This is a genomic window from Nocardia concava NBRC 100430 (assembly GCF_000308815.1).
GTDB classification, from domain to species: Bacteria; Actinomycetota; Actinomycetes; order Mycobacteriales; family Mycobacteriaceae; genus Nocardia; species Nocardia concava.
Genome location: NZ_BAFX01000135.1, coordinates 69,002 through 91,406, shown reverse-complemented (window position 1 = coordinate 91,406; position 22,405 = coordinate 69,002). Strand labels below are relative to the sequence as shown.

General features: G+C 66.8%; 15 protein-coding genes. 10 read left to right on the top strand and 5 right to left on the bottom strand.

Annotated features, from left to right (window positions below; genetic code table 11):
- Positions 1–15: 15 nt before the first annotated feature.
- The 7 genes from ON43_RS31825 (at position 16) to ON43_RS31795 (ending at position 12,713) form a co-directional block, all read left to right on the top strand.
- Entirely contained in the window at positions 16–1,227 is a 1,212-nt protein-coding gene (locus tag ON43_RS31825; RefSeq protein ID WP_040813439.1) for an MCE family protein, read from the top strand.
- Complete coding sequence (locus tag ON43_RS31820; RefSeq protein WP_040813437.1) at positions 1,224–2,465, top strand: MCE family protein; 1,242 nt, start codon at positions 1,224–1,226, stop codon at positions 2,463–2,465. The genes ON43_RS31825 and ON43_RS31820 overlap by 4 nt, the downstream gene beginning before the upstream one ends.
- 60 nt (positions 2,466–2,525) lie before the next feature.
- Positions 2,526–3,212: a hypothetical protein gene (locus ON43_RS44440; protein ID WP_051179520.1), complete on the top strand. Its 687-nt coding sequence runs from the start codon at positions 2,526–2,528 to the stop codon at positions 3,210–3,212.
- Positions 3,213–3,225: 13 nt separating this feature from the next.
- Positions 3,226–3,993 carry a hypothetical protein gene (locus tag ON43_RS31810; RefSeq protein ID WP_040813436.1) on the top strand — a complete coding sequence of 256 codons (768 nt, stop codon included), beginning with the start codon at positions 3,226–3,228 and terminating at the stop codon, positions 3,991–3,993.
- 553 nt (positions 3,994–4,546) lie between these two features.
- Positions 4,547–8,035, top strand: coding sequence for a DNA-directed RNA polymerase subunit beta (rpoB, locus tag ON43_RS31805; protein ID WP_040813434.1), 3,489 nt, complete (start codon positions 4,547–4,549; stop codon positions 8,033–8,035).
- Between the two features lie 110 nt (positions 8,036–8,145).
- Entirely contained in the window at positions 8,146–12,099 is a 3,954-nt protein-coding gene (locus ON43_RS31800; protein WP_040813433.1) for a DNA-directed RNA polymerase subunit beta', read from the top strand.
- 152 nt (positions 12,100–12,251) lie between these two features.
- Complete coding sequence (locus tag ON43_RS31795) at positions 12,252–12,713, top strand: hypothetical protein (protein ID WP_040813430.1); 462 nt, start codon at positions 12,252–12,254, stop codon at positions 12,711–12,713.
- Between the two features lie 4 nt (positions 12,714–12,717).
- Here the strand turns inward: ON43_RS31795 and ON43_RS31790 are convergent, their stop codons facing one another.
- Both ON43_RS31790 and ON43_RS31785 read right to left on the bottom strand, forming a co-directional pair.
- Positions 12,718–13,404, bottom strand: coding sequence for a DUF8020 domain-containing protein (locus ON43_RS31790; RefSeq protein WP_051179519.1), 687 nt, complete (start codon positions 13,402–13,404; stop codon positions 12,718–12,720).
- A 127-nt stretch (positions 13,405–13,531) separates the two neighbouring features.
- A complete protein-coding gene (locus ON43_RS31785; protein WP_040813428.1) occupies positions 13,532–14,479 on the bottom strand; it encodes an EamA family transporter in 948 nt (315 codons plus the stop codon).
- A 39-nt stretch (positions 14,480–14,518) separates the two neighbouring features.
- Here ON43_RS31785 and ON43_RS31780 point away from each other — a divergent pair, with 39 nt between their 5' ends.
- Positions 14,519–15,055: a CGNR zinc finger domain-containing protein gene (locus tag ON43_RS31780; RefSeq protein ID WP_040813426.1), complete on the top strand. Its 537-nt coding sequence runs from the start codon at positions 14,519–14,521 to the stop codon at positions 15,053–15,055.
- Between the two features lie 9 nt (positions 15,056–15,064).
- Here the strand turns inward: ON43_RS31780 and ON43_RS31775 are convergent, their stop codons facing one another.
- Positions 15,065–15,913, bottom strand: coding sequence for an LLM class flavin-dependent oxidoreductase (locus tag ON43_RS31775; protein ID WP_040813425.1), 849 nt, complete (start codon positions 15,911–15,913; stop codon positions 15,065–15,067).
- Between the two features lie 282 nt (positions 15,914–16,195).
- Between ON43_RS31775 and mqo the strand changes: the two genes are divergently transcribed.
- Together mqo and ON43_RS31765 are read left to right on the top strand one after the other, a co-directional pair.
- Entirely contained in the window at positions 16,196–17,689 is a 1,494-nt protein-coding gene (gene mqo / locus ON43_RS31770) for a malate dehydrogenase (quinone) (RefSeq protein ID WP_218003426.1), read from the top strand.
- Between the two features lie 87 nt (positions 17,690–17,776).
- Positions 17,777–18,268: a PaaI family thioesterase gene (locus ON43_RS31765; protein ID WP_040813451.1), complete on the top strand. Its 492-nt coding sequence runs from the start codon at positions 17,777–17,779 to the stop codon at positions 18,266–18,268.
- 3 nt (positions 18,269–18,271) lie between these two features.
- On the opposite strand, the gene ON43_RS31760 is transcribed toward ON43_RS31765, so the two are convergent.
- Both ON43_RS31760 and ON43_RS44005 read right to left on the bottom strand, forming a co-directional pair.
- Positions 18,272–19,279 (bottom strand): aldo/keto reductase, encoded by a 1,008-nt coding sequence (locus ON43_RS31760; protein WP_040813421.1) that lies wholly within the window; start codon positions 19,277–19,279, stop codon positions 18,272–18,274.
- Positions 19,280–19,366: 87 nt separating this feature from the next.
- Complete coding sequence (locus ON43_RS44005; RefSeq protein WP_051179518.1) at positions 19,367–22,321, bottom strand: galactose oxidase-like domain-containing protein; 2,955 nt, start codon at positions 22,319–22,321, stop codon at positions 19,367–19,369.
- Positions 22,322–22,405 lie beyond the last annotated feature (84 nt).

Genomic DNA, 22,405 nt, shown 5'->3' with positions numbered 1-22,405 from the left:
ATTCGCGGCGGGCGAGTGAAACGTGCCGCCCTGATGGCCACCTCGCTCGGTGCGGTCACCCTGGTGGCCGCGGGCTGTGGCGCGGACAGCATTCCGCTGCCCGGCGGCCCGAACGTCGGCAAGCACCCCATGCACCTCGACATCCGCTTCGCCGATGTGCTGGACCTGGTCCCTCAGTCGACGGTGAAGGTGGACGGCGTGGCCGTGGGCCGGGTCGACAAGATCCGCATCGCGCCCGACAACGCCTGGGAAGCCAGCGTGCAGGTGCTGGTGAACGATGACGTGAACCTGCCCGCCAATGCCCGCGCCGAGGTCAAGCAGACCAACCTGCTGGGTGAGAAGTACATCGAACTGTCCGCTCCGGCAAAGGATTCCGATCCGGCCAAGCTGAAGGACGGCGCGAAGATCCCGGTCGAGAACACCCGCACCGCCACCGAGGTGGAGCAGGTGCTGGGCGCGCTCTCGCTGCTGCTCAACGGCGGTGGCGTGGCGCAGCTGCAGCCGATCGTGGTGGAGCTCAACAAGACCCTGGGCGGTCGCGAGGGCAAGGTCCGGGATCTGTTGACCCAGGCCAACACCCTGATCAAGGGCCTCGACGACGAGGTCGGCAATATCACCCGCGCGCTGGACAGCCTCGACACGCTGAGCAGCCGGGTGGGGCAGCAGACCACCCAGATCTCCAAGATCCTCGACGAGCTGCCCGCCGGCATCAAGATCCTCAACGAGCAACGGCCGCAGCTGATCTCGATGCTGCAGCAGCTGGATCGGGTGGGGCAGGCCGGTTTCGACGTGCTGAACCACTCCAAGGACAACCTGATCACCGACCTGTCCTCGCTGCGGCCCACGCTGCAGGCGCTGGGCGGCTCGGCCAACGATCTGGTGACCGCGTTCCCGCTGATCCCCACGTACCCGTTCCCGGACGAGGCGATCAAGTCCGCGTTCGGCGGCCAGGTCAACACCTGGCTCTCGGTGGACCTGCAGATCGGCACCCTGCTGTCGAATCTCGGTGTGGGCAAACAGGATCCGGTGTACATCCCGCCCTCGGGCCGCCAGGTCAACGTGGATCCGACCAACCCGTACTACAACGGCAACGGGCCGCGCGGCGGCTGGCCGACCGTCTCGCTGCTGCCGCTGCCGCCCACCGTGGCGCGGCCGACCGGCGGGACGGGACCGACCGATCCGCTGGGATCGATCCTCGAGCAGCTGGGAGTGGGTGGTCCGCGATGACACGTCTGGTGCGCAATCAGCTGATCGCCTTCGCGATCATCGCCGTGATCGGCGTCGTGTTCGTCGGCGCGAAATACGTTCACCTGGACAACATGCTCGGCTTCGGGCTGTACAAGGTGAAGGTGCAGGCCAAGGAGACCGGCAACCTGTCCAAGGGCGCCGAGGTCACCTACCGCGGCGTCCCCGTGGGCCGCGTCGGCGACCTCGACATCACCCCGGACGGCGTCCTCATCACCCTGGAGATGGACTCGGGCAAGCCCAAGATCCCCGCCAACGCCAAGGCCGCGATCGCCGACCGCTCCGCCATCGGTGAGCAGTACGTGGACCTGATGCCGACCAGTGACACCTCGCCGTATCTGCACGACGGCTCGATCATCGACGGCGCGACCACGCCCATCCATGTCGAGGACCTGCTCACCAGCGTCGACCACTTCGCCAACACCACCGACCTGAAGGCGTTGTCCGCCACCATCACCGAGCTGGGCAAGGCGTTCGACGGTCAGGGCGACAACCTCAAGATCCTGGTCGACTCGCTCAACAAGTTCACCGCCACCGGCATCGACAACCTGCCGCAGACCCTGGCGCTGATCCGCTCCGCCAACACCGTGCTGGCCACCCAGGCCGAGCAGTCCCCGGCGATCCTGCGGTTCAGCGACGGCCTCGACCAGTTGACCGCGCAGCTGAAGTCCAATGACCCGGACATCCGCCGGCTCATCGGCACCGGCACCGACGCGGCCTCCTCGATCCAGCGCCTGCTGACCGAGAGCGGCCCGGCCCTCACCAAGGACCTGACCAACCTGCGCATCCTGCTGCTGGCCATCTCGCCGAAGTTCTACGCGCTCGGCCCGGTCCTGCAGATGCTGCCGCTGCTGCCCCTCGGCGGCTCCTCCACCGCGCCCGGCGACGGCACCACCCACTTCGGCCTGGTGCTGGAGACCAACAACCCGCCCGCCTGCACGGTGGGATACGAAGGCACGCAACGGATTCTGGAACAGATGAAGGCCCAGAACCCGAACTTCGACGACAGCCGCGACGACTTCCCGTTCAATACGCAGGCCGGTTGCGCGGTGCCCCAGGGCAGCGAGACCGACGTGCGCGGCGGCGCGCGCGCCGAGCTGGCCGACCCGAGCGTCCCGCAGCCGTGGGACGACAAGCCCAAGTACGACCCGGACAAGCTCAACCTGAACCCGGTCGCGACCCAGCTGTCCACCCTGATGGGCATCACGCCCAAGCGGTGACCTGCACATGGTGACCGAACTCCCAGCTGGGGCGCGAAGAGAGGAAAGTATGGTGGCGGCGTGAGCCAGCACAAGGACAGCGAATCGGGGGCAGACCTCGAGAAGCCGACGACCCCGTCGGTTCCCGAAAACACCCCGGAGGAGCCGACCGTGGTGCTGGACCAGCCCGCCGGGCCGGAGCAGTCGGACAGCCGCAGACTCATCACCATGGGTGCCGCAGGTCTGCTGGTCGTATCCGTCATCGCGGCGGCCGTATTCGGCTTCCTGTGGTTCGGTGATCACAAGGACGAGACCCGGGCCGAAGCCCGCGACGCCGCCCTCACCGATGCCCGGCAGGCCGCCGTCAACCTCATGTCCATCAATCCGGACGATATCGACGGATCGCTGGCAAATATCCGGTCATCCATGACCGGTGACCTGCTCAAGCAGCAGGAGGACGGGCAGGATCAGCTCAAGCAGACCGCCCAGGACTCCAAGACCCGGATCAAGGCCGACGTCGAGGGCATCACGCTCACCTCGCTCAACAGCGAACGCGACCATGCCTCCGCCTTCGCCGTGCTGAAGATCACCCGCAGCTGGCCCGGCGGCCAGCCCGCCACCTTCCGCCAGCTGTGGACGCTGGACCTGGTCAAGGTCGGCAGCACCTGGAAGGCCGAGAAGGCCCAGAACCTGGGCGAGCCGGTGCCCCTGGGCACCTCGGCGCCACAACAGACTTCGACCCCGCAGACCCCCGCACCGGGCAACTAGGAGGGAGTGACCCATGGCCGATCGCAAACGCCCCGTCAACCGTGTCACCACCCCGCGCCGCCCGGCCGCGCAGCGCGGCACCGCGTCCCGCACCACCGCCGCGGACGTGAATGCCAAGGGGGCCAAGGCTGCCGGCAACACCCAGGCTTCCGGTAACGCCCGGTCCACCTCCGAGCGTTCCGGCCGGTCCGCGTCGCGCTCCACCCCGCGCGGTCCAGGCCTGTCCAAAAACCCTGCCCGGCAACAGTATTCCAAGCCGTCCGAGCCGGGCGCATTTTGGCGTAACTGGGGTGTCGCCACAATCTGTGCCGGACTGTCGGTGCTGCTGCTCGCCTTCGCCGCCGCGGGCGCGGTGAATCACTGGGTGAGCAAGCCGAATTCGGACTCGGGCAATCTGGCCTATGTCGACAACGGCGCCACCGACGAGGTGAAGGCCGCCGCCGACCACGCCCTGACCACGCTCTACGGCTACAAGGCCGCGGAGATCGACAAGTGGAAGTCCACCGTCAACTCGGTGCTCACCGACAAGATGCAGAAGGACTTCGCCAAGTACGTCGACACCACGGTCGACACCATCAGGCAGACCCAGACCGACACCCAGGTCAAGACCGATCCGATCGGCGTGACCCTGCTCACCGGCGACCACGCCGAACTGCTGGTCAACCTGAACATCTCCGCCGTCAAGGACGGCAAGCCCGAACCCCTCGCATCGGGCCCGATCGTGCTGCGTATGCAGAAGGTCGACGGCCACTGGCTGGCCGCCGAGATCACCGATAAGTAATCGCGCGTAAGGCACCTCCGACCGGTGTCTTTACGGCATCGTGCGACGTCGTGACGTGATCTTGTAGCGGGACAGGCGATCTCGCGATTTGTCAACTCGGACCGCCACTTGACGAGTTTCGTCCGACCAGTCACGCTATTCACAACAGCGGCGGCTGTCACAAAGGACAGGACGTCGGCCAGGGCCTTGTGAACGCAGCCAGCGGACTCCGCGCCCGGCCGATTCTCGTGGATCTCGAGGGTCCAGCCGGGTGAAGACCGTCACTTCGCTGTGTTGGTAGGGGCGTTCTGATCGCCGGATATCGACACAGACACACCGGGGCGAAGTTGCCGCCCGCGGATCGCCACGGGTGGTACTTTGACACCCCCGTAGGTTTGGGTGTAGTTTTGGACGTTGCGCTGGCTGCCTCCTGTCCATACCTCGATCGCATCACGAAAGTTCCACCTTCCGGTGTTACTTCCGCTGTTTGCTGTTCGGGTTTCGTTCGGGTCGTAACCAGCGGAATTCGTAGCAGACAAGCGACGGTCGCGGACCACCACGCGACGCGCGTGAGGTGCTGGAAGGACGCATCTTGGCAGTCTCCACCCAGACCAAGGCCGGTATCCCCGGAGCCCCGAAGCGGGTGTCTTTCGCGAAGATTCGCGAACCCCTGGAGGTTCCCGGACTTCTCGATCTACAAACCGAATCGTTCGCCTGGCTGGTCGGTTCAGCAGACTGGCGTGAGCGTGCCACCGCGCGCGGCGACGTCACGAATCCCACCGGGGGCCTCGAGGAGGTGCTCGAGGAGCTGTCTCCGATCGAGGACTTCTCCGGCTCCATGTCGCTGTCCTTCTCCGACCCGCGCTTCGAAGAGGTCAAGGCCTCCATCGAGGAGTGCAAGGACAAGGACATGACCTACGCGGCGCCGCTCTTCGTGACCGCGGAGTTCATCAACAACAACACCGGTGAGATCAAGTCTCAGACGGTCTTCATGGGTGATTTCCCGATGATGACCGACAAGGGCACGTTCATCATCAACGGCACCGAGCGCGTCGTCGTGTCGCAGCTCGTGCGTTCGCCGGGTGTGTACTTCGACGAGTCCATCGACAAGTCGACCGAGAAGACCCTGCACTCGGTGCGCGTCATCCCGTCGCGCGGCGCGTGGCTGGAGTTCGACGTCGACAAGCGCGACACCGTCGGCGTGCGTATCGACCGCAAGCGTCGGCAGCCGGTCACCGTGCTGCTGAAGGCCCTGGGCCTGACCACCGAGGAGATCACCGAGCGTTTCGGTTTCTCCGAGATCATGATGTCCACCCTCGAGAAGGACTCCACCCCGGGTCAGGACGAGGCGCTGCTGGACATCTACCGCAAGCTGCGTCCGGGCGAGCCGCCGACCAAGGAGTCCGCGCAGACCCTGCTGGAGAACCTGTTCTTCAAGGAGAAGCGCTACGACCTGGCCCGCGTCGGCCGCTACAAGGTCAACAAGAAGCTGGGCGTCAACGCCGGCGTGCCCGTCCAGGGTTCGGTGCTGACCAAGGAAGACATCGTCGCGACGATCGAGTACCTGGTCCGCCTGCACCAGGGCGACAAGCTCATGACCGTCCCCGGCGGCGTCGAGGTTCCGGTCGAGGTCGATGACATCGACCACTTCGGCAACCGTCGTCTGCGGACGGTTGGCGAGCTGATCCAGAACCAGATCCGCGTGGGTCTCTCGCGTATGGAGCGCGTCGTGCGTGAGCGCATGACCACCCAGGACGTCGAGGCCATCACCCCGCAGACCCTGATCAACATCCGTCCCGTCGTGGCGGCGATCAAGGAGTTCTTCGGCACCTCGCAGCTGTCGCAGTTCATGGACCAGAACAACCCGCTCTCGGGTCTGACCCACAAGCGTCGTCTGTCGGCGCTGGGCCCGGGTGGTCTGTCGCGTGAGCGCGCCGGCCTGGAGGTCCGTGACGTCCACCCGTCGCACTACGGCCGCATGTGCCCGATCGAGACCCCGGAAGGCCCGAACATCGGCCTGATCGGCTCGCTCTCGGTCTACGCCCGGGTTAACCCCTTCGGTTTCATCGAAACCCCGTACCGCAAGGTCGTCGACGGCCGCGTCACCGATGAGGTCAAGTACCTCACCGCCGACGAGGAGGACCGCCACATCCGCGCCCAGGCGAACTCGCCGGTCGACGCGGACGGCAACTTCCTCGAGGAGCGCGTCCTCGCCCGCCACGGCAACGAGGAAATGGAATACGTCCCGGCCAAGGACATCGACTACATGGATGTCTCGCCGCGCCAGATGGTGTCGGTCGCGACCGCCATGATTCCGTTCCTCGAGCACGACGACGCCAACCGTGCCCTCATGGGCGCGAACATGCAGCGTCAGGCCGTGCCGCTGATCCGTTCCGAGTCGCCGCTGGTCGGCACCGGTATGGAGCTGCGTGCCGCGGTCGACGCCGGCGACGTGGTCGTGAACCAGAAGGCCGGTGTGGTGGAAGAGGTCTCGGCCGACTTCATCACCGTCATGCACGACGACGGCACCCGCCGTAGCTACCGCCTGCGCAAGTTCGAGCGCTCGAACCAGGGCACCTGCGCCAACCAGCGTCCGATCGTGGACGAGGGCATGCGCGTGGAGGCCGGGCACGTGCTCGCCGACGGCCCCTGCACCGAGAACGGTGAGATGGCCCTCGGCAAGAACCTGCTCGTGGCGATCATGCCGTGGGAAGGCCACAACTACGAGGACGCGATCATCCTGTCGCAGCGCCTCGTGGAGGACGACGTGCTCACCTCGATCCACATCGAGGAGCACGAGATCGACGCCCGCGACACCAAGCTCGGTGCCGAGGAGATCACCCGGGACATCCCGAACGTCTCCGACGAGGTCCTGGCGGACCTGGACGAGCGCGGTATCGTGCGCATCGGCGCGGAGGTCCGTGACGGCGACATCCTGGTCGGCAAGGTCACCCCGAAGGGTGAGACCGAGCTGACCCCCGAGGAGCGCCTGCTGCGCGCCATCTTCGGTGAGAAGGCCCGCGAGGTCCGCGACACCTCCCTGAAGGTGCCCCACGGTGAGTCCGGCAAGGTCATCGGCGTGCGCGTGTTCTCGCGTGACGACGACGACGATCTGCCCCCGGGCGTGAACGAGCTGGTGCGCGTCTACGTCGCGCAGAAGCGCAAGATCCAGGACGGCGACAAGCTGGCCGGCCGCCACGGCAACAAGGGCGTCATCGGCAAGATCCTCCCGCAGGAGGACATGCCGTTCCTGCCCGACGGCACCCCGGTCGACATCATCCTGAACACCCACGGTGTGCCGCGTCGTATGAACATCGGTCAGGTGCTGGAAACCCACCTGGGTTACATCGCCAAGACCGGCTGGCAGGTCGAGGGCGCCCCCGACTGGGCCAAGAAGCTGCCCGAGGAAATGCTCGGCCAGCCCGCCGACACGAACATCGCCACCCCGGTGTTCGACGGTGCGCGCGAGGAGGAGCTGACCGGCCTGCTGGGCTCGACGCTGCCGAACCGCGACGGCGAGAAGATGATCAACGACGACGGTAAGGCCATCCTGCTGGACGGCCGCTCCGGCGAGCCGTTCCCGTACCCGGTCTCGGTCGGCTACATGTACATCCTGAAGCTGCACCACCTGGTCGACGACAAGATCCACGCGCGTTCGACCGGTCCGTACTCGATGATCACGCAGCAGCCGCTGGGTGGTAAGGCGCAGTTCGGTGGTCAGCGCTTCGGTGAGATGGAGTGCTGGGCCATGCAGGCCTACGGCGCGGCCTACACGCTGCAGGAACTCCTCACCATCAAGTCGGATGACGTGGTCGGCCGCGTGAAGGTGTACGAGGCCATCGTCAAGGGCGAGAACATTCCGGAGCCGGGTATCCCGGAGTCGTTCAAGGTTCTGCTCAAGGAGCTCCAGTCGCTGTGCCTGAACGTGGAGGTGCTGTCCTCGGACGGCGCCGCCATCGAGATGCGCGACGGCGACGACGAGGACCTGGAGCGCGCCGCGGCGAACCTGGGTATCAACCTGTCCCGCAACGAGGCTGCGACGGTCGACGACCTGGCGCAGTGAGCGATTGGTCCTGGGTGGATCGACGGTGTGCAAAGCACTGAAAGATCCCCCAGGGCAACCGATTTTGCACTTTTGCTCATACTCAACCCGAACAGGGGAAAGGAAGTTACGTGCTAGACGTCAACTTCTTCGATGAACTCCGGATCGGCCTGGCGACCGCCGAAGACATTCGCAACTGGTCGTTTGGCGAGGTCAAGAAGCCGGAGACCATCAACTACCGCACGCTGAAGCCGGAGAAGGACGGCCTCTTCTGCGAGAAGATCTTCGGTCCCACCCGGGACTGGGAGTGCTACTGCGGTAAGTACAAGCGCGTCCGCTTCAAGGGCATCATCTGCGAGCGCTGTGGCGTCGAGGTGACTCGCGCCAAGGTGCGTCGTGAGCGCATGGGCCACATCGAGCTGGCCGCCCCGGTCACCCACATCTGGTACTTCAAGGGTGTGCCGTCGCGCCTGGGCTACCTGCTCGACCTCGCGCCGAAGGATCTCGAGAAGATCATCTACTTCGCCGCGTACGTGATCACGGCCGTCGACGACGAGCTGCGTCACAACGAGCTCTCCACGCTCGAGGCCGAGATGGAGGTCGAGAAGAAGACCGTCGCCGATCAGCGCGACGCCGACCTCGAGGCCCGCGCCCAGAAGCTGGAAGCCGACCTGGCCGAGCTGGAGGCCGAGGGCGCCAAGTCCGACGTCCGCCGCAAGGTCAAGGACGGCGGCGAGCGCGAGATGCGTCAGCTGCGCGACCGCGCCCAGCGTGAGCTGGACCGGCTCGACGAGATCTGGACCACCTTCACCAAGCTGGCCTCCAAGCAGCTGATCGTGGACGAGGTCCTCTACCGCGAGCTGCAGGACCGCTACGGCGAGTACTTCACCGGTGCCATGGGTGCCGAGGCGATCCAGAAGCTCATGGAGACCTTCGACATCGAGGCCGAGGCCGAGAACCTGCGCGAGACCATTCGCACGGGCAAGGGCCAGAAGAAGCTGCGCGCGCTGAAGCGCCTGAAGGTCGTGGCCGCGTTCCAGACCAACGGCAACTCGCCGATGGGCATGGTCCTCGACGCCGTGCCGGTGATCCCGCCGGAGCTGCGCCCGATGGTGCAGCTGGACGGTGGCCGCTTCGCGACCTCCGACCTGAACGACCTGTACCGCCGCGTCATCAACCGCAACAACCGTTTGAAGCGACTGATCGATCTGGGTGCGCCCGAGATCATCGTGAACAACGAGAAGCGCATGCTTCAGGAGTCGGTGGACGCGCTGTTCGACAACGGCCGTCGCGGCCGTCCGGTCACCGGTCCGGGTAACCGCCCGCTGAAGTCGCTGAGCGATCTGCTCAAGGGCAAGCAGGGTCGTTTCCGTCAGAACCTGCTCGGCAAGCGTGTCGACTACTCCGGCCGTTCGGTCATCGTGGTCGGCCCGCAGCTGAAGCTGCACCAGTGCGGTCTGCCCAAGCTGATGGCGCTCGAGCTGTTCAAGCCGTTCGTCATGAAGCGTCTGGTCGACCTGAACCACGCGCAGAACATCAAGTCCGCCAAGCGGATGGTCGAGCGTCAGCGTCCCCAGGTGTGGGATGTCCTCGAAGAGGTCATCTCCGAGCACCCGGTGCTGCTGAACCGTGCGCCCACCCTGCACCGCCTGGGTATCCAGGCCTTCGAGCCGCTGCTGGTCGAAGGCAAGGCCATCCAGCTGCACCCGCTCGTGTGTGAGGCGTTCAACGCCGACTTCGACGGTGACCAGATGGCCGTGCACCTGCCGCTGTCGGCGGAGGCGCAGGCCGAGGCCCGCATCCTGATGCTGTCCTCGAACAACATCCTGTCGCCGGCCTCGGGTCGTCCGCTCGCCATGCCGCGTCTGGACATGGTGACCGGTCTGTACTACCTGACCCGCCTGGAAGAGGGCGCGAAGGGCGAGTACAAGGCCGCCACCAAGGATTCGGCCGAGTTCGGTGTCTACGCCTCGCCCGCCGAGGCGCAGATGGCCGTCGACCGCGGTGACCTGACCGTGCGTTCGCTGATCAAGGTCCGTCTGACCGACCAGCGTCCGCCCAAGGACGTCGAGGCCGAGCTGTTCCCGGACGGCTGGCAGCGTGGCGACGCGTGGATCTGCAAGACCACCCTGGGCCGCGTGCTCTTCAACGATCTGCTCCCGGCGGACTACGCGTTCATCGACGAGCCGATGCCGAAGAAGCGCCAGGCCGCGATCATCAACGATCTCGCCGAGCGCTACCCGATGATCGTCGTCGCGCAGACCGTCGACAAGCTGAAGGATGCCGGCTTCTACTGGGCCACCCGGTCCGGTGTCACCGTCTCCATGTCGGACGTGCTCGTTCCGCCGGAGAAGGCGGAGATCATGGCGCGCTACGACGCGCAGGCCGATCAGATCGAGAAGAAGTACCAGCGTGGTGCTCTGGACCACCAGGAGCGCAACAACGCCCTGGTCAAGATCTGGCAGGAAGCGACCGAAGAGGTCGGTAAGGCGCTGCGCGCGCACTACCCGGCCGACAACCCGATCATCACGATCGTCGACTCGGGCGCCACGGGTAACTTCACCCAGACTCGTACCCTCGCGGGCATGAAGGGTCTGGTGACCAACCCGAAGGGTGAGTTCATCCCGCAGCCGATCAAGTCCTCCTTCCGTGAGGGCCTGACGGTTCTGGAGTACTTCATCAACACCCACGGTGCGCGAAAGGGTCTGGCCGACACCGCGCTTCGTACCGCCGACTCGGGTTACCTGACCCGTCGTCTGGTGGACGTGTCGCAGGACGTCATCGTGCGCGAGACCGACTGTGGCACCGAGCGCGGCATCGTGGTGCCGATCGCGGAGAAGCAGGCCGACGGCTCGCTCATCCGGGACGCCCACGTGGAGACCAGCACCTTCGCTCGTACGCTGGCCACCGACGCGCTCGACGCCAAGGGCAATGTCATCATCGAGAAGGGCCACGACCTGGGCGATCCCGCCCTGGAGGCGCTGCTCGAGGCCGGCATCACCGAGGTGAAGGTCCGCTCCGTGCTGACCTGCACCACCGGCACCGGCGTGTGCGCCACCTGCTACGGCCGTTCCATGGCGACCGGCAAGCTGGTGGACATCGGTGAGGCCGTCGGTATCGTCGCCGCCCAGTCCATCGGTGAGCCCGGTACCCAGCTGACCATGCGTACCTTCCACCAGGGTGGTGTCGCGGGTGATGACATCACGGGTGGTCTGCCCCGAGTTCAGGAGCTCTTCGAGGCTCGTGTGCCCAAGGGCAAGGCCCCCATCGCCGAGGTGTCGGGTCGCGTGCGGCTCGAGGACGACGACCGCTTCTACAAGATCACGATCATCCCGGACGACGGGTCGGACGAGGTCCTGTACGACAAGCTGTCGAAGCGTCAGCGTCTGCGGGTGTTCAAGCACGACGACGGCTCCGAGCGTCTGCTCGCCGACGGTGACCACGTCGAGGTCGGTCAGCAGCTGCTGGAGGGCTCGGCCGATCCGCACGAGGTGCTGCGCGTGATGGGTCCGCGTCAGGTGCAGGTCCACCTGGTCCACGAGGTCCAGGAGGTGTACCGCTCGCAGGGTGTGTCCATCCACGACAAGCACATCGAGGTGATCGTCCGCCAGATGCTGCGCCGCGTCACCATCATCGATTCGGGTGCGACCGAGTTCCTCCCGGGTTCGCTGGTGGAGCGCGCCGAGTTCGAGGCCGCCAACCGCCGCGTGGTCGCGGAGGGTGGCGAGCCCGCCTCGGGTCGTCCGGTGCTCATGGGTATCACCAAGGCGTCGCTCGCGACGGATTCGTGGCTGTCGGCGGCCTCCTTCCAGGAGACCACCCGCGTGCTCACGGACGCCGCGATCAACTGCCGCTCCGACAAGCTGATAGGCCTGAAGGAGAACGTGATCATCGGTAAGCTGATCCCGGCCGGTACCGGTATCAACCGGTACCGCAACATCCAGGTGCAGCCGACCGAAGAGGCGCGTCAGGCCGCGTACGCTGTCCCGTCCTACGACGACAGCTACTACAGCCCGGACGGCTTCGGCACCTCCACCGGTGCCGCGGTGCCGCTGGACGACTACGGCTTCAGCGACTACCGCTAAGCATGTAGCCAGGCAATAGAATTCGGCCCCCGCTCCAATTCGGAGCGGGGGCCGAACTCGTTCATTTTCTTGTGCAGAGCCACTATCGGTTCCAGTTGCCGGGTCTATGCTGAGTCGGACGATGTAACTGCCCCTGTCGGGGAGGAGCTGACGTGTCCGCTCGCCGTGGTGTCGTTCCGGCCGTGTTCTGCGCGGCGGCCCTGTGCCTGTCCATGCCCTCCGCCTCCGCCGATCCGGGCGGTGCGCCGGGCGGCTGCGCCCGCGGTGGCGTGTTGAGCGGCACCATGATTCCGGGTACCGGCAGCGCCGGGCAGAGCATCCGCCGCGACGCCGACGTCTGGGCCTGCGCCAGCCCGTTCCTGCCCGGCATCGCGTCGGGTCACTTCAGCGCCGAATTGCCGTGGAACAGCCTGACTTCGCCGTCGCTCGGTCAATTCGCCTGGAACGACGGCAGTGTCAGCAAGGTGATCGGACAACCCAACGGGCTGTGGACGATCGTGGATGGCCCGGGCACCGGCCACACGTTCCGCTTCGATCTGGCGAGCGAAATGAACGTGTGGTGGTATCACTGGCCCAACAGCATGGGCATCGACTCGGTGAGTTTCCTCGAGTGAGAACTCAGTTCGCCGGAGCGGGGACGGCGGCGAAGAGGGGGCGGAAGACGTTGGAGGCGCCGGGGGCGAGGGTGTCGACGTAGGCGAGGGCTGCGTCGGAAGCCTGCTGGCCGCCGGACATCTGGAGGCCGATGGCGCCGCCGATTACGCCGCCGACGACGGCGAGCAGGGGAGCGGTGATGAAGTCGATGACGAACAGGCCGAGGGGGAAGCCGGCGATGAAGCCGATGGTGGCGCCGATGGCCGCGCCGGTGGCGACGGCGGGCATATTGGCCTGGACGACGTCGAAGAAGTGCTGTTGCGCGTCGACGTCGCGGGCGGGCGCGTCGACTTCGGCGACGGGGGTGAGGGTCAGGCGGTGGTTGTCCTGATCGATCTTCGGCGTGAATTCCGCTGTCTTGCCGTCGATGTCGTACTTCAGCGGCACCGTGGAGACCAGCACGCCGTCGTCGTTGGTGACGATGACCGCCTCGCCGTCCCAGGTGGCGAGGAAGTGCCCCGCCTGCAGGGTGCTCACCGCGGAGCGGTGGTCGGTGGAGAGTGCCACGTCGTAGCCGATGTTGTGATCGGTGCCCTTGATCTGCAGGGCGGGCTTTTCGGGTGCCTGGACCGGCTCGGCCGTAGCGGTGCCCGCAATGGTGACGGTGGTCAGGCAAAGCAGGGCGGGCGCAATGTATTTGGTTATACGCACTGTGGCTTCTCTCGAGTTGCGGACTGATTCCCCGACATTTGCGTCAAACTACCGTTATCAACTCGAGATGTGAAGAGCGATGGCGCATTCGGGTCGTCGGCAGGCTCACAGAATCTCTTCGGCGGGCTCACCGAATCTCTTCGGCGGGCTCGCCGAGTCGCACCACCACGACGCCGATGAGAATCAAAGCGCCGCCGAGCAATTGGATGGGCGCGGGCGTCTGGCCCAATAGCGCCCAGGAGAAGAGGATGGCCGCGAGTACCTCGCCGAGCGCGGCGAAGGAGGCCAATCGTGAACCCAGCATGCGGGTCGCGGCAATGCCGGTGACATAGGCGATGGACGCGGTCACCACGCCGAGCGCCAGCAGCGGCACCCACCACGGCACGGTGAAGCCCACGAACGCCACGGATTCGGTGGTGGCGTGCAGCGGCACGATGCCGACCAGCCCGCCCGCCAGAATGCCGAGCCCGCCGACCAGCAGTCCGCCGGTGGCCAGCACGGTCCCCGGCACCGCGTCCCCGGCGTGCGCGGACAGGATGAAATACGCGGCCGCGCCGACCATCGCGCCGCTGGCCCACGCGATGCCGACCCAGCTGGTATTGGTACCGGACCGCAGGTTCAGCACCAGGATCAGCCCGACCACACCGATGATCGCCCCGAGAACGGTTATGCGCCCGGGCTTCTGGGCATGCCGCAGCCACAGGTAGATGACCACCGCGATGGGCGCGGTGTATTCGATGAGCAGCGCCACGCCGACGTCCATGTGCGCGACGGCATTGAAATACGACAGCTGTGCGGTGGCGACCGCGAGCAGCCCGTAGCCCGCGAGCAGACCCGCATTGCGGCGCAACAGGTTCCAATCACCACGCAACTGCACGGCGGCGATCGGCAGCAACACCACCGCGCCGAGCAGCACGCGCACGATGACCACGGCGGCCGGACTCCAGCCCGCGTCGATGAGTCCGCGTGCCAGCGGTCCGGAGAGCCCGAACGCGGAGGCCGACAGCGCGGCGGTGAGCAGCCCGGTGCGGAGCCGGTTCGACACCACCACGCTGTCATGAGTCAAAGTCGCCATGACTAATGACGCTAAGGCTCGCGCATGTAATATGTCAACGTGCTTTTCGCTGATGACACGGTGGCGTCCATGGCCGCGGCGGTCGAACTGGTGAACTCGGCCGAAGACCCGGACACCCTGACCGAGATCCCGCAGCTGGACGCCTTTTTCGTCAAGCACCGCTACACCGGCGCGCATGCCCGCACCGCCGCCGAGCTGACCGCGGTGCGTGCCCTGCGCGCCCCGCTGCGCCGCCTGCTCACCGCCGACCGCGACACCGCCGTCGAGCTGGTGAACGGCCTGCTGGCCAAGCATCGGGCGGTGCCGCGGCTGGTCCGCCACGACGACATCGACTACCACATCCACGCCGTCCCGGCCGAGGCTCCGCTCGATGTGCGCATTGCCGTGGAGACCGCCATGGCGATGATCGACCTGATCCGCGCCGACGAGCTCTCCCGCCTGTCGCTGTGCGCGGACGAGACCTGCGAGGGCATCGTGCTGGACCTCTCGCGCAATCGTTCCCGGCGCTACTGCTCCACGGCCTGCACCAATCGCAATGCGGTGGCGGCCTATCGGGCGCGCAAGACGGTCGGCTGATCAGTTCGGTCAGCTCAGCAGGTCGGCGAGGCGGTCCACCTGATCGGCTTCGCAGCCGTAGCAGTAGAACATCACCTCGTCCGCGCCGAGATCGTCGAATTGCCGGACGGCGTCGAGGATTTCGCCGGGTGTGGTGAGCATGCCGGCGACCATGTAGTCGGCGCGGCCGGAGAATTCGTAGTACGCGCCCATGGACGCGCGGGCGTCGTCGACCAGGTCGTCCGAGCCGAGCGCGACATTCACCTGGGCGACGATGCGCGGCGCGCCGGCGCGGCCGTGATCGGACCAGGACTTGCGGACGGTGTCGAAGAGTCCACCCGCCCAGGAGGGCGCGGCGGCCGCGAGAAAGCCACCGCCCCAACGGCCGACGCGGTCGAGCGCGGCGGGCTGGAAGCCGCCGAAGAGCAGTTCAGGACCGCCGGGGGTGAGCGGCGCGGGGCCGATCGGGCCGCAGGTATCGCTGAACGGCTTGCCCGCCCAGAGCGCGCGCATGAGCTCGATCTGCTGATCGAGGCGGCGGCCGCGGGTGCGCAGCTCGGTGCCGGAGGCCTCGTGATCGTCGGCGCGACCGCCGACGCCGAGGCCGAGCACGAACCGGCCGCCGGACAGCACGTCCAGCGTGGCGGCCTGCTTGGCGAGCAGCGCGGGATCGCGCAGGGGTGCGATGAGCACCTCGGTCTGCAGGCGAATGCGGTCGGTGGCACCGGCGAGCACGCCGAGGGCGACCAGCGGTTCGGGATTGTCGTAGACGAGACGGTCGAGCAGACCGAGGGTGGAGAAGGGGCCGGCGTCGGCACGGCGCGCCCAGTCGAGCAGGGCGATGGGATCGGAAATGGGGAGTCCGAGACCGATGTGCATGGGATGGCCTCCATGAGGATATGAGTGGGCACAAACTGCTTGCCGCCCACTCCGCACCTCATCGGAGGCGGATGCTCTCATTCTGCGGCACAACTTCCGGAGAGCATCTCTTGGATTGCGGCCAATATAGGACGATTTCGAATGGGCGCGCAACCCCGGGTCCGTGAAGTGTGGTGTGGGCGATAGCTCCCGCGTGCGTTATGCGGGGTTGGGCGATAGGGTTGCTGCGCGTTCTGGCGGGTCGGCGAATGGTGCTAGCGGGTAATGACAACGAGAACACAAGTGCCCCTGCGACCCTACGATGTCGTTCTGATCGGCGGGGGCATCATGAGCGCCACCCTCGCGGTGCTGCTCAAACATTTGGAACCCAGCTGGACGATCGCCGTCTACGAGCGACTCCCCGAGGTGGGGTCGGAGGCGTCGGCGGCCTGGAACAACGCGGGCACCGGCCACGCGGGCCTGTGCGAACTCGATTACACGACCGAGCAGGCCGACGGCTCGATCGATATCGAACCCGCCATCGCGCTCAACGAGCAGTTCCAGCTCACCCGGCAGCTGCTGGCAGCGCTGGTGCAGACCGAGGTGCTGCGGGATCCGTCGACCTTCATCAACGCGGTTCCGCACATGACCCTCGCGCGCGGCCGCGAGGAAGTGGATTTCCTGCGCCGCCGCCACGAAACCCTTTCCGCGCACCATCTTTTCGCGAATATGCGATTCAGTGATGATCCGAAGGTGATCGGCGAATGGGCGCCGCTGCTGACCGCGGGCCGCGACGATTCCGAGCCGATCGCCGCCACCCGCGACATCACCGGCAGCGATATCGATTTCGGTGAGCTCACCGCCCAGCTGTTCCATTGGCTGCGCTGGCGCGATGTCGAGATCCACCGCAATTGCGAGGTGCGCGGGCTGCGCCGCAACAATGACGGCACCTGGCAGTTGCGGGTCGACTGGCGCACCGATAACGACCGACTCACCCGAAAGGTGGACGCCCGCTTCGTATTCGCGGGCGCGGGCGGCTGGGCATTGAAGATCCTGCAGCGGGCGGGCATTCCGGAGGCGCACGGCTACGGTTTGCTGCCGGTGAGCGGTCGATTCCTGCGCTGCGACAATCCGGAGGTGGTGGCCGAGCACGACGCCAAGGTCTACGGCCGCGGACCGGTCGGCGCACCGTCCATTTCCATGCCGCACTTGGATACTCGTGTCATCGCCGGAAGGCGCGCGCTGTTGTTCGGCCCGTATCCGGGTGCGAATCCGCGCTTCCTGAAACAGGGTTCGCTCTTCGATGCCCCGGCGTCGCTGCGCCCGGACAATATCGCGCCGCTCACCGCCATGTTCAAGGATAACAAGGAGCTGGCGTGGCTGCTGGTCTCGCAGGTGGCGGCCCGGCGCAAGAAGAAGTTCGCGGTGCTGCGGGATTTCGTGCCCGGCGCCCGCCCCGAGGACTGGACCATGATCACCGCGGGCCAGCGCGCCCAGATCGTGAAACCGGATGCCGAGCGCGGCGGGGTGCTGGAGTTCGGCACGGAAGTCGTTGCCTCGCACGATGGTTCGATCGCCGCGGTGCTGGGCGCGACACCGGGCGCCTCGACCGCCCCGGTCATCATGATGGAGGTGCTGGAGCGCTGTTTCCCGCGCTATGCCCAGCTGTGGGAGCCGCGCCTGCGTCGGCTCATGCCGACCCTGGGGCAGAGCCTGGCCAAGGATCCCCGGCTGGCGCGGCAGACCATGGCCAGCACGTCCGAGGCGCTGGGCCTCGAGGGCCGCGTCGTGGGTTGATGCGGCAGGAAGCTGCCGTGGACAAAGTCGCGTCCCGCCCGGTATGAAATTAGAACGCGTTTCAATTTCTGATCGGTGGGAGACATGATGGCCAGCGCTACCAAGGATGAACAGAGCGCCGCTATGGGCGAGCTGGTGATGGCGGGCTTCCAGAAGCTCGGCTTCATCCAGTTCACCGGCATCGAGGGCGTCGAATACGCGCCCGGCCGCAATGTGGTCCGCATGCCCGCGCGTCCCGAGCACTTCAACCACAATGGCGACATCCACGCCGCCCTGCTCTTCGGCCTGGCCGAGACCGCCGCCATGGGCGCGTCCATCTCCGGCATCGTGGACCTGCTCGGCGAGACCTTCATCGTCGCCCGCAACGGCCGCATCGAATACCTGGCCCGCGCCAAGGGTGAGGCGGGCCCGTTCAGCGCCACCTCGGAACTGTCCGAGGAGACGATCGCGACGACCCGCGCGAATATCCAGTCCCGCACCGAGATCGAGCTCGAGGTGCCGGTGACGATCGCCGACGTCACCGGCAAGCCCGTGGCCAGTGCGGCCTTCACCGCGGTCATTCGCCCACGGCGGCAGTAGTTCTCAGCGCTCGCTGTCGAGCATGGCCATCTGCTCCGGGGCGTAGCGCCCGCCCGCGATTCGGTCGGCGGGCACGGCCGCCTCGATGGCCGCCAGCTCGGCATCGGTGAGCCGGATGTCCACCGCCGCAGCGGCTTCCGCCCAGCGCTCAGGCTTCCGCGCGCCGATCACCGGCACGATGTCCGCGCCGCGCGACAGCACCCAGGCGATGGCCAGCTGCGCCACCGTCACGTCGCGTTCGGCCGCGATCTTCGCCAGCGCGTCGACAAGACGCAGGTTGGCGTCGAAATTCTCGCCCTGGAAGCGCGGGCTGTGCGCCCGGAAATCGCTGGGCGCGAACTGCCGTCCGGTCCGCATGGAATCGCTGAGCAGACCGCGCGAGAGCACCCCGTACGCGGTGATGCCGATGCCGAGTTCCCGTGCGACGGGCAGGATTTCGGCCTCGATGCCGCGGGTGATCAGCGCGTACTCGATCTGCAGGTCCACGATCGGATGCACGGCCGCGGCCCGCCGCAGCGTCTCCGCGCCCACCTCGGACAGGCCGATGTGGCGGATGTATCCGGCCTGCACCATGTCCGCGAGCCCGCCGATGGTCTCCTCGATCGGCACGTTCGGATCCAGCCGCGCGGGCCGGTAGATGTCGATGTAGTCGGTGCCCAGCCGCTGCAGCGAGTAGGCGAGGAAGTTCTTGGTGGCGGCCGGCCGGGTGTCCACGCCGCCGAAGCTGTTGTCGGGCCCACGCAGCGCCCCGTACTTCACGCTGAGCACGACATCTTCGCGTTTCCGGTCGGCCAGCGCCCGCCGGATGAGCAGTTCGTTGTGCCCCATCCCGTAGAAGTCGCCGGTATCGATGAGGTTCGCGCCGGAATCGATCGCGGCGTGCACGGTGGCGATCGAGGTGGCCTCATCGGCCTCCCCGTACATCCCGGACATCCCCATGGCCCCCAGGCCGATACGGGAAACGGCGGGCCCGGTCTTGCCGAGCTGGACTGTGCTGAGGTTCTGCGTCATGTCCACAACGTTGCGCCCCGCGAACGGGATCCGGGAGAGGAGCGTTCATCCAGGGATCGGCGATCCCTGGATGAACGTGCCCCGCGGTCAATGCCCCGGATGCGGTTCCGGCGCGTGCGGGTGCGCCACCTGGACGATGCGCGCCACCGACGGGACGCCGTCGGAATTCACCAGGAACAGCAGGTAGAACCCCGGCGGCACCAGGCACGGATCGGCCGGCATGGTGGCGCGCAGCGTGCAGAAGCCGCAGGATTCGAACGGTATGTCGACCAGCCGCTGATTGGAATCCCAGGAGTGCGTGGTCGACATGGTGCGAATCAGGCTGATCCACTTGATGTCCCGGGCCTGCGGCGTCTCGATCTCGAAGGTGTCGCCGAGATGGATGTGCCCGCGCACGTCCGCGATATGCGGGCGCGGGCCGCGGAACAGGTAGGGCGGGTGGTACAGCTCGAGCCGCAGCTCGCCGCCGCCCGGATCGGCCGCCTCCGGGTTGGAGCCCGCCGTGATGACGCGGGCGTCCGGCAGCAGCAGCGCGACCGAGTGATACATGCGCGGGATGCTCGCCTTCGCCACCGTGCGCCAGTCACCGGTCGCCGGGTCGTAGATCTCGGCGTCGAGTGCCGCGGTCGCGGCGTTCTCCGGTGTCAGCTCGCCGCCGCTGACCAGCACCGTGCGATCGGGCAGCAGCACGGCGTTGAGGTGAATCCTGGCATTGGCCATGGGATTCGCGGCAGTGTAGGTGGGCTGGGCCGCGGTCAGGTCCGTGATGTGGACCTTGGCGGTGGCGACCTCCGGATCACCGCCACCGCCGCCCATCACCATGAGGCGCTGATCCTGTGCGGGCGGCAGCAGCACGCTCGCCGACTGGTCCCGGTGCTCGAGGTCGAAGTCGGCCGTCTGGGCCGGGGTCATGGCCAGGGGATCGAGGGCGCCGGTGGCGAGGTCGAGGAACCCCGGAGGTAGTGCGCCGCTGCCGAATACGTGACCGCCGGTGTAGAACAGACCCCGCTGCACGACGAAAACGTGTGGGTACAAAGGCCATCCGGTGCCCGGCGGGGTGTGGAGAGTGCCAGTGTGGCACCAGTTGGTGGCGTAGGAGTAGATCTCGAGGTCCGGGTTGATTCCGGTGTTCTCGCTGTTCAGCCCGGACAGGGCGAGGATGCGCCCGTCCGGCAGGGTGATCAGGCTGGGATACCAGCGGCCGTCGCGCATATCGGCGACGCGGATGAAGTCCTCCAGGGCCGGATCGAGCAGGTAGGTGGTGCGCTCACCGAGGAAGCCGACGGACGCGTCCGGGTAGGCCAGCGTTCCGCCCGCGTGGACGAGACGGCCGTCCGGGAGCAGCGCGTGCCCGCCGCAGAAGACGTCGGTGGGAGTCTTCAGGTGCTTGAAGCCGCCGTTCTCGTAATCCCAGACCACGGCTTCGAACTTGTGCGCCTTGAAGTTCGGGACATTGTTGCCGGACCCGGCGGTGAAAAGCACCTTCCCGGTGGGCAACAGGGACGCGTGCACGGCCAGCACCTGTGAGTCGCAGGGCAGCACCTCCCAGGCGCCCATCATCGCGGGATGCTCCGAATCGGCTTTCGTATCACCCATATCCATCCCGCCGTGCGACTCGCAGCGCGCGGGATCCACCTGCGGGCAGGAATTCGAGCCGTCGTCGTAGGGCAGTTCGAACGGCAGGCAATCGGCGGCTTCCGCTGTCACCCAGAGGTATTCGCGGCTGCGAACCAGTCCGGCCAGCCCCGCCATCATGTGGTCCTCGATATGGCAGTGGAACAGGAACTCGCCCTTGACCCGCACCCGGCAGGCATCCGCGGGCGGATCGCATTGCAGCCGTTCCAGTTCGCACGGCAGCCGCAGCGCGGGCGGGGCGACGGTATCGGTGACGAAGGATTCGACCGGGCTGAGGCTGTGCACGTCGGCCGCCACGCCCGGCGGGTTCGGGAGCTGCCAGCGCGAGGCGTGGGGATGGAAGTTGTGCCAGGTCGAGGCCACGTCGAGATTGAAGACGTACCACCGGAGCCGTTGTCCGGCATCGCATTCGACGGTCGGGGTATTGCCGACGTAGGCGCGGCCGTTGAGACAGTAGGTGGCCTGGCCGCCGCCGGAGGCGAACACGATGTGGTCGACGCCGTCGTCGTTGACCCACTCCACCGTGTCGCCCACGCGGATGGTGATCGGCGGTCCGAACGACAGGTTCTTGATGTGCACCGTCGCGGTGGCCGGGGGCTGGTTGGGATCCTGCGCCGCCACCATGATCATGCCGGACATGCCGGTCCCGTGAATGAGGCAGTGATAGGCGACGGTGCCGGGACGGTCGAAAACCAGCTTGTCCGCCGGGCTGTTCGGCCATTTCTGGCCGGTGGCGAGCGAGGGGCTGCGGAAGGACATCGACTTGGTCGCCGCCTGCATCTGGTGCACGAACACCGGTATCTCCAGGTCGGCGCGGGGTGCGTCCGGATCGCGCACGATCAGTCCGCCGAACAATCCGCGATTCACATTGCGCGCGATATTGTGCGCGTGATCGTGAAACGGCCACGCGCCGATGGTTTCCCGCGTCACCTCGTACACGTAGGTCCAGCTCTCGCCCGGCCGGATCTCGTCGCTGCGCCGCCCGTCGCGGGCCGCGATCCCGAACGGCCACGCGCCGTCGGAATCGATCCCGTACCGCAGCCCGTGCAGGTGGAAGCTGTGGCAGTCGTCGGGATCGCCGTTGAGTACGTGAATGAACAGCCGTTCCCCAGGCTGGGCGTAGAGCACCGCACCCGGCACCCGGCGGTTCCAGGCGGGCTCGTTCGCATCGGCGGGCACGAGCTCGGCGGTATTGGGCACCGTGTAATGCGGATCGAGGTATTCGCGGAAGACCAGGGCGTCCAGCCCGGCCGCCCGGATCTCGTCGGGCGTGACCCTGCCCAGCTCGTGTCCCATGCCGTACATGCAGTCCCGGCCGTAGCGGCGCGAGCAGATCTCCGGGGCCAGCGGACTGTAGTCCGCCAGCGGTTCGATCTTCAGAAAAATATGACGCGGCGTGAATTCCATGTGAGTCCCCCCTGTTGGACCGGTTCTTCGAACCGCTTACCAGCGTGACAGCGAGGTGAGCGGCGCGAACGCGTACCGCGCTAC

Excerpts from the sequence above, each read along its gene's own strand:
- ON43_RS31775 (WP_040813425.1), bottom strand. The coding sequence starts at position 15,913 with ATGCACATCGGTCTCGGACTCCCCATTTCCGATCCCATCGCCCTGCTC.
- ON43_RS31810 (WP_040813436.1), top strand. The coding sequence starts at position 3,226 with ATGGCCGATCGCAAACGCCCCGTCAACCGTGTCACCACCCCGCGCCGC.
- ON43_RS31820 (WP_040813437.1), top strand. The coding sequence starts at position 1,224 with ATGACACGTCTGGTGCGCAATCAGCTGATCGCCTTCGCGATCATCGCC.
- ON43_RS31765 (WP_040813451.1), top strand. The coding sequence starts at position 17,777 with ATGGCCAGCGCTACCAAGGATGAACAGAGCGCCGCTATGGGCGAGCTG.
- ON43_RS31760 (WP_040813421.1), bottom strand. The coding sequence starts at position 19,279 with ATGACGCAGAACCTCAGCACAGTCCAGCTCGGCAAGACCGGGCCCGCC.
- ON43_RS44005 (WP_051179518.1), bottom strand. The coding sequence starts at position 22,321 with ATGGAATTCACGCCGCGTCATATTTTTCTGAAGATCGAACCGCTGGCG.
- ON43_RS31785 (WP_040813428.1), bottom strand. The coding sequence starts at position 14,479 with ATGGCGACTTTGACTCATGACAGCGTGGTGGTGTCGAACCGGCTCCGC.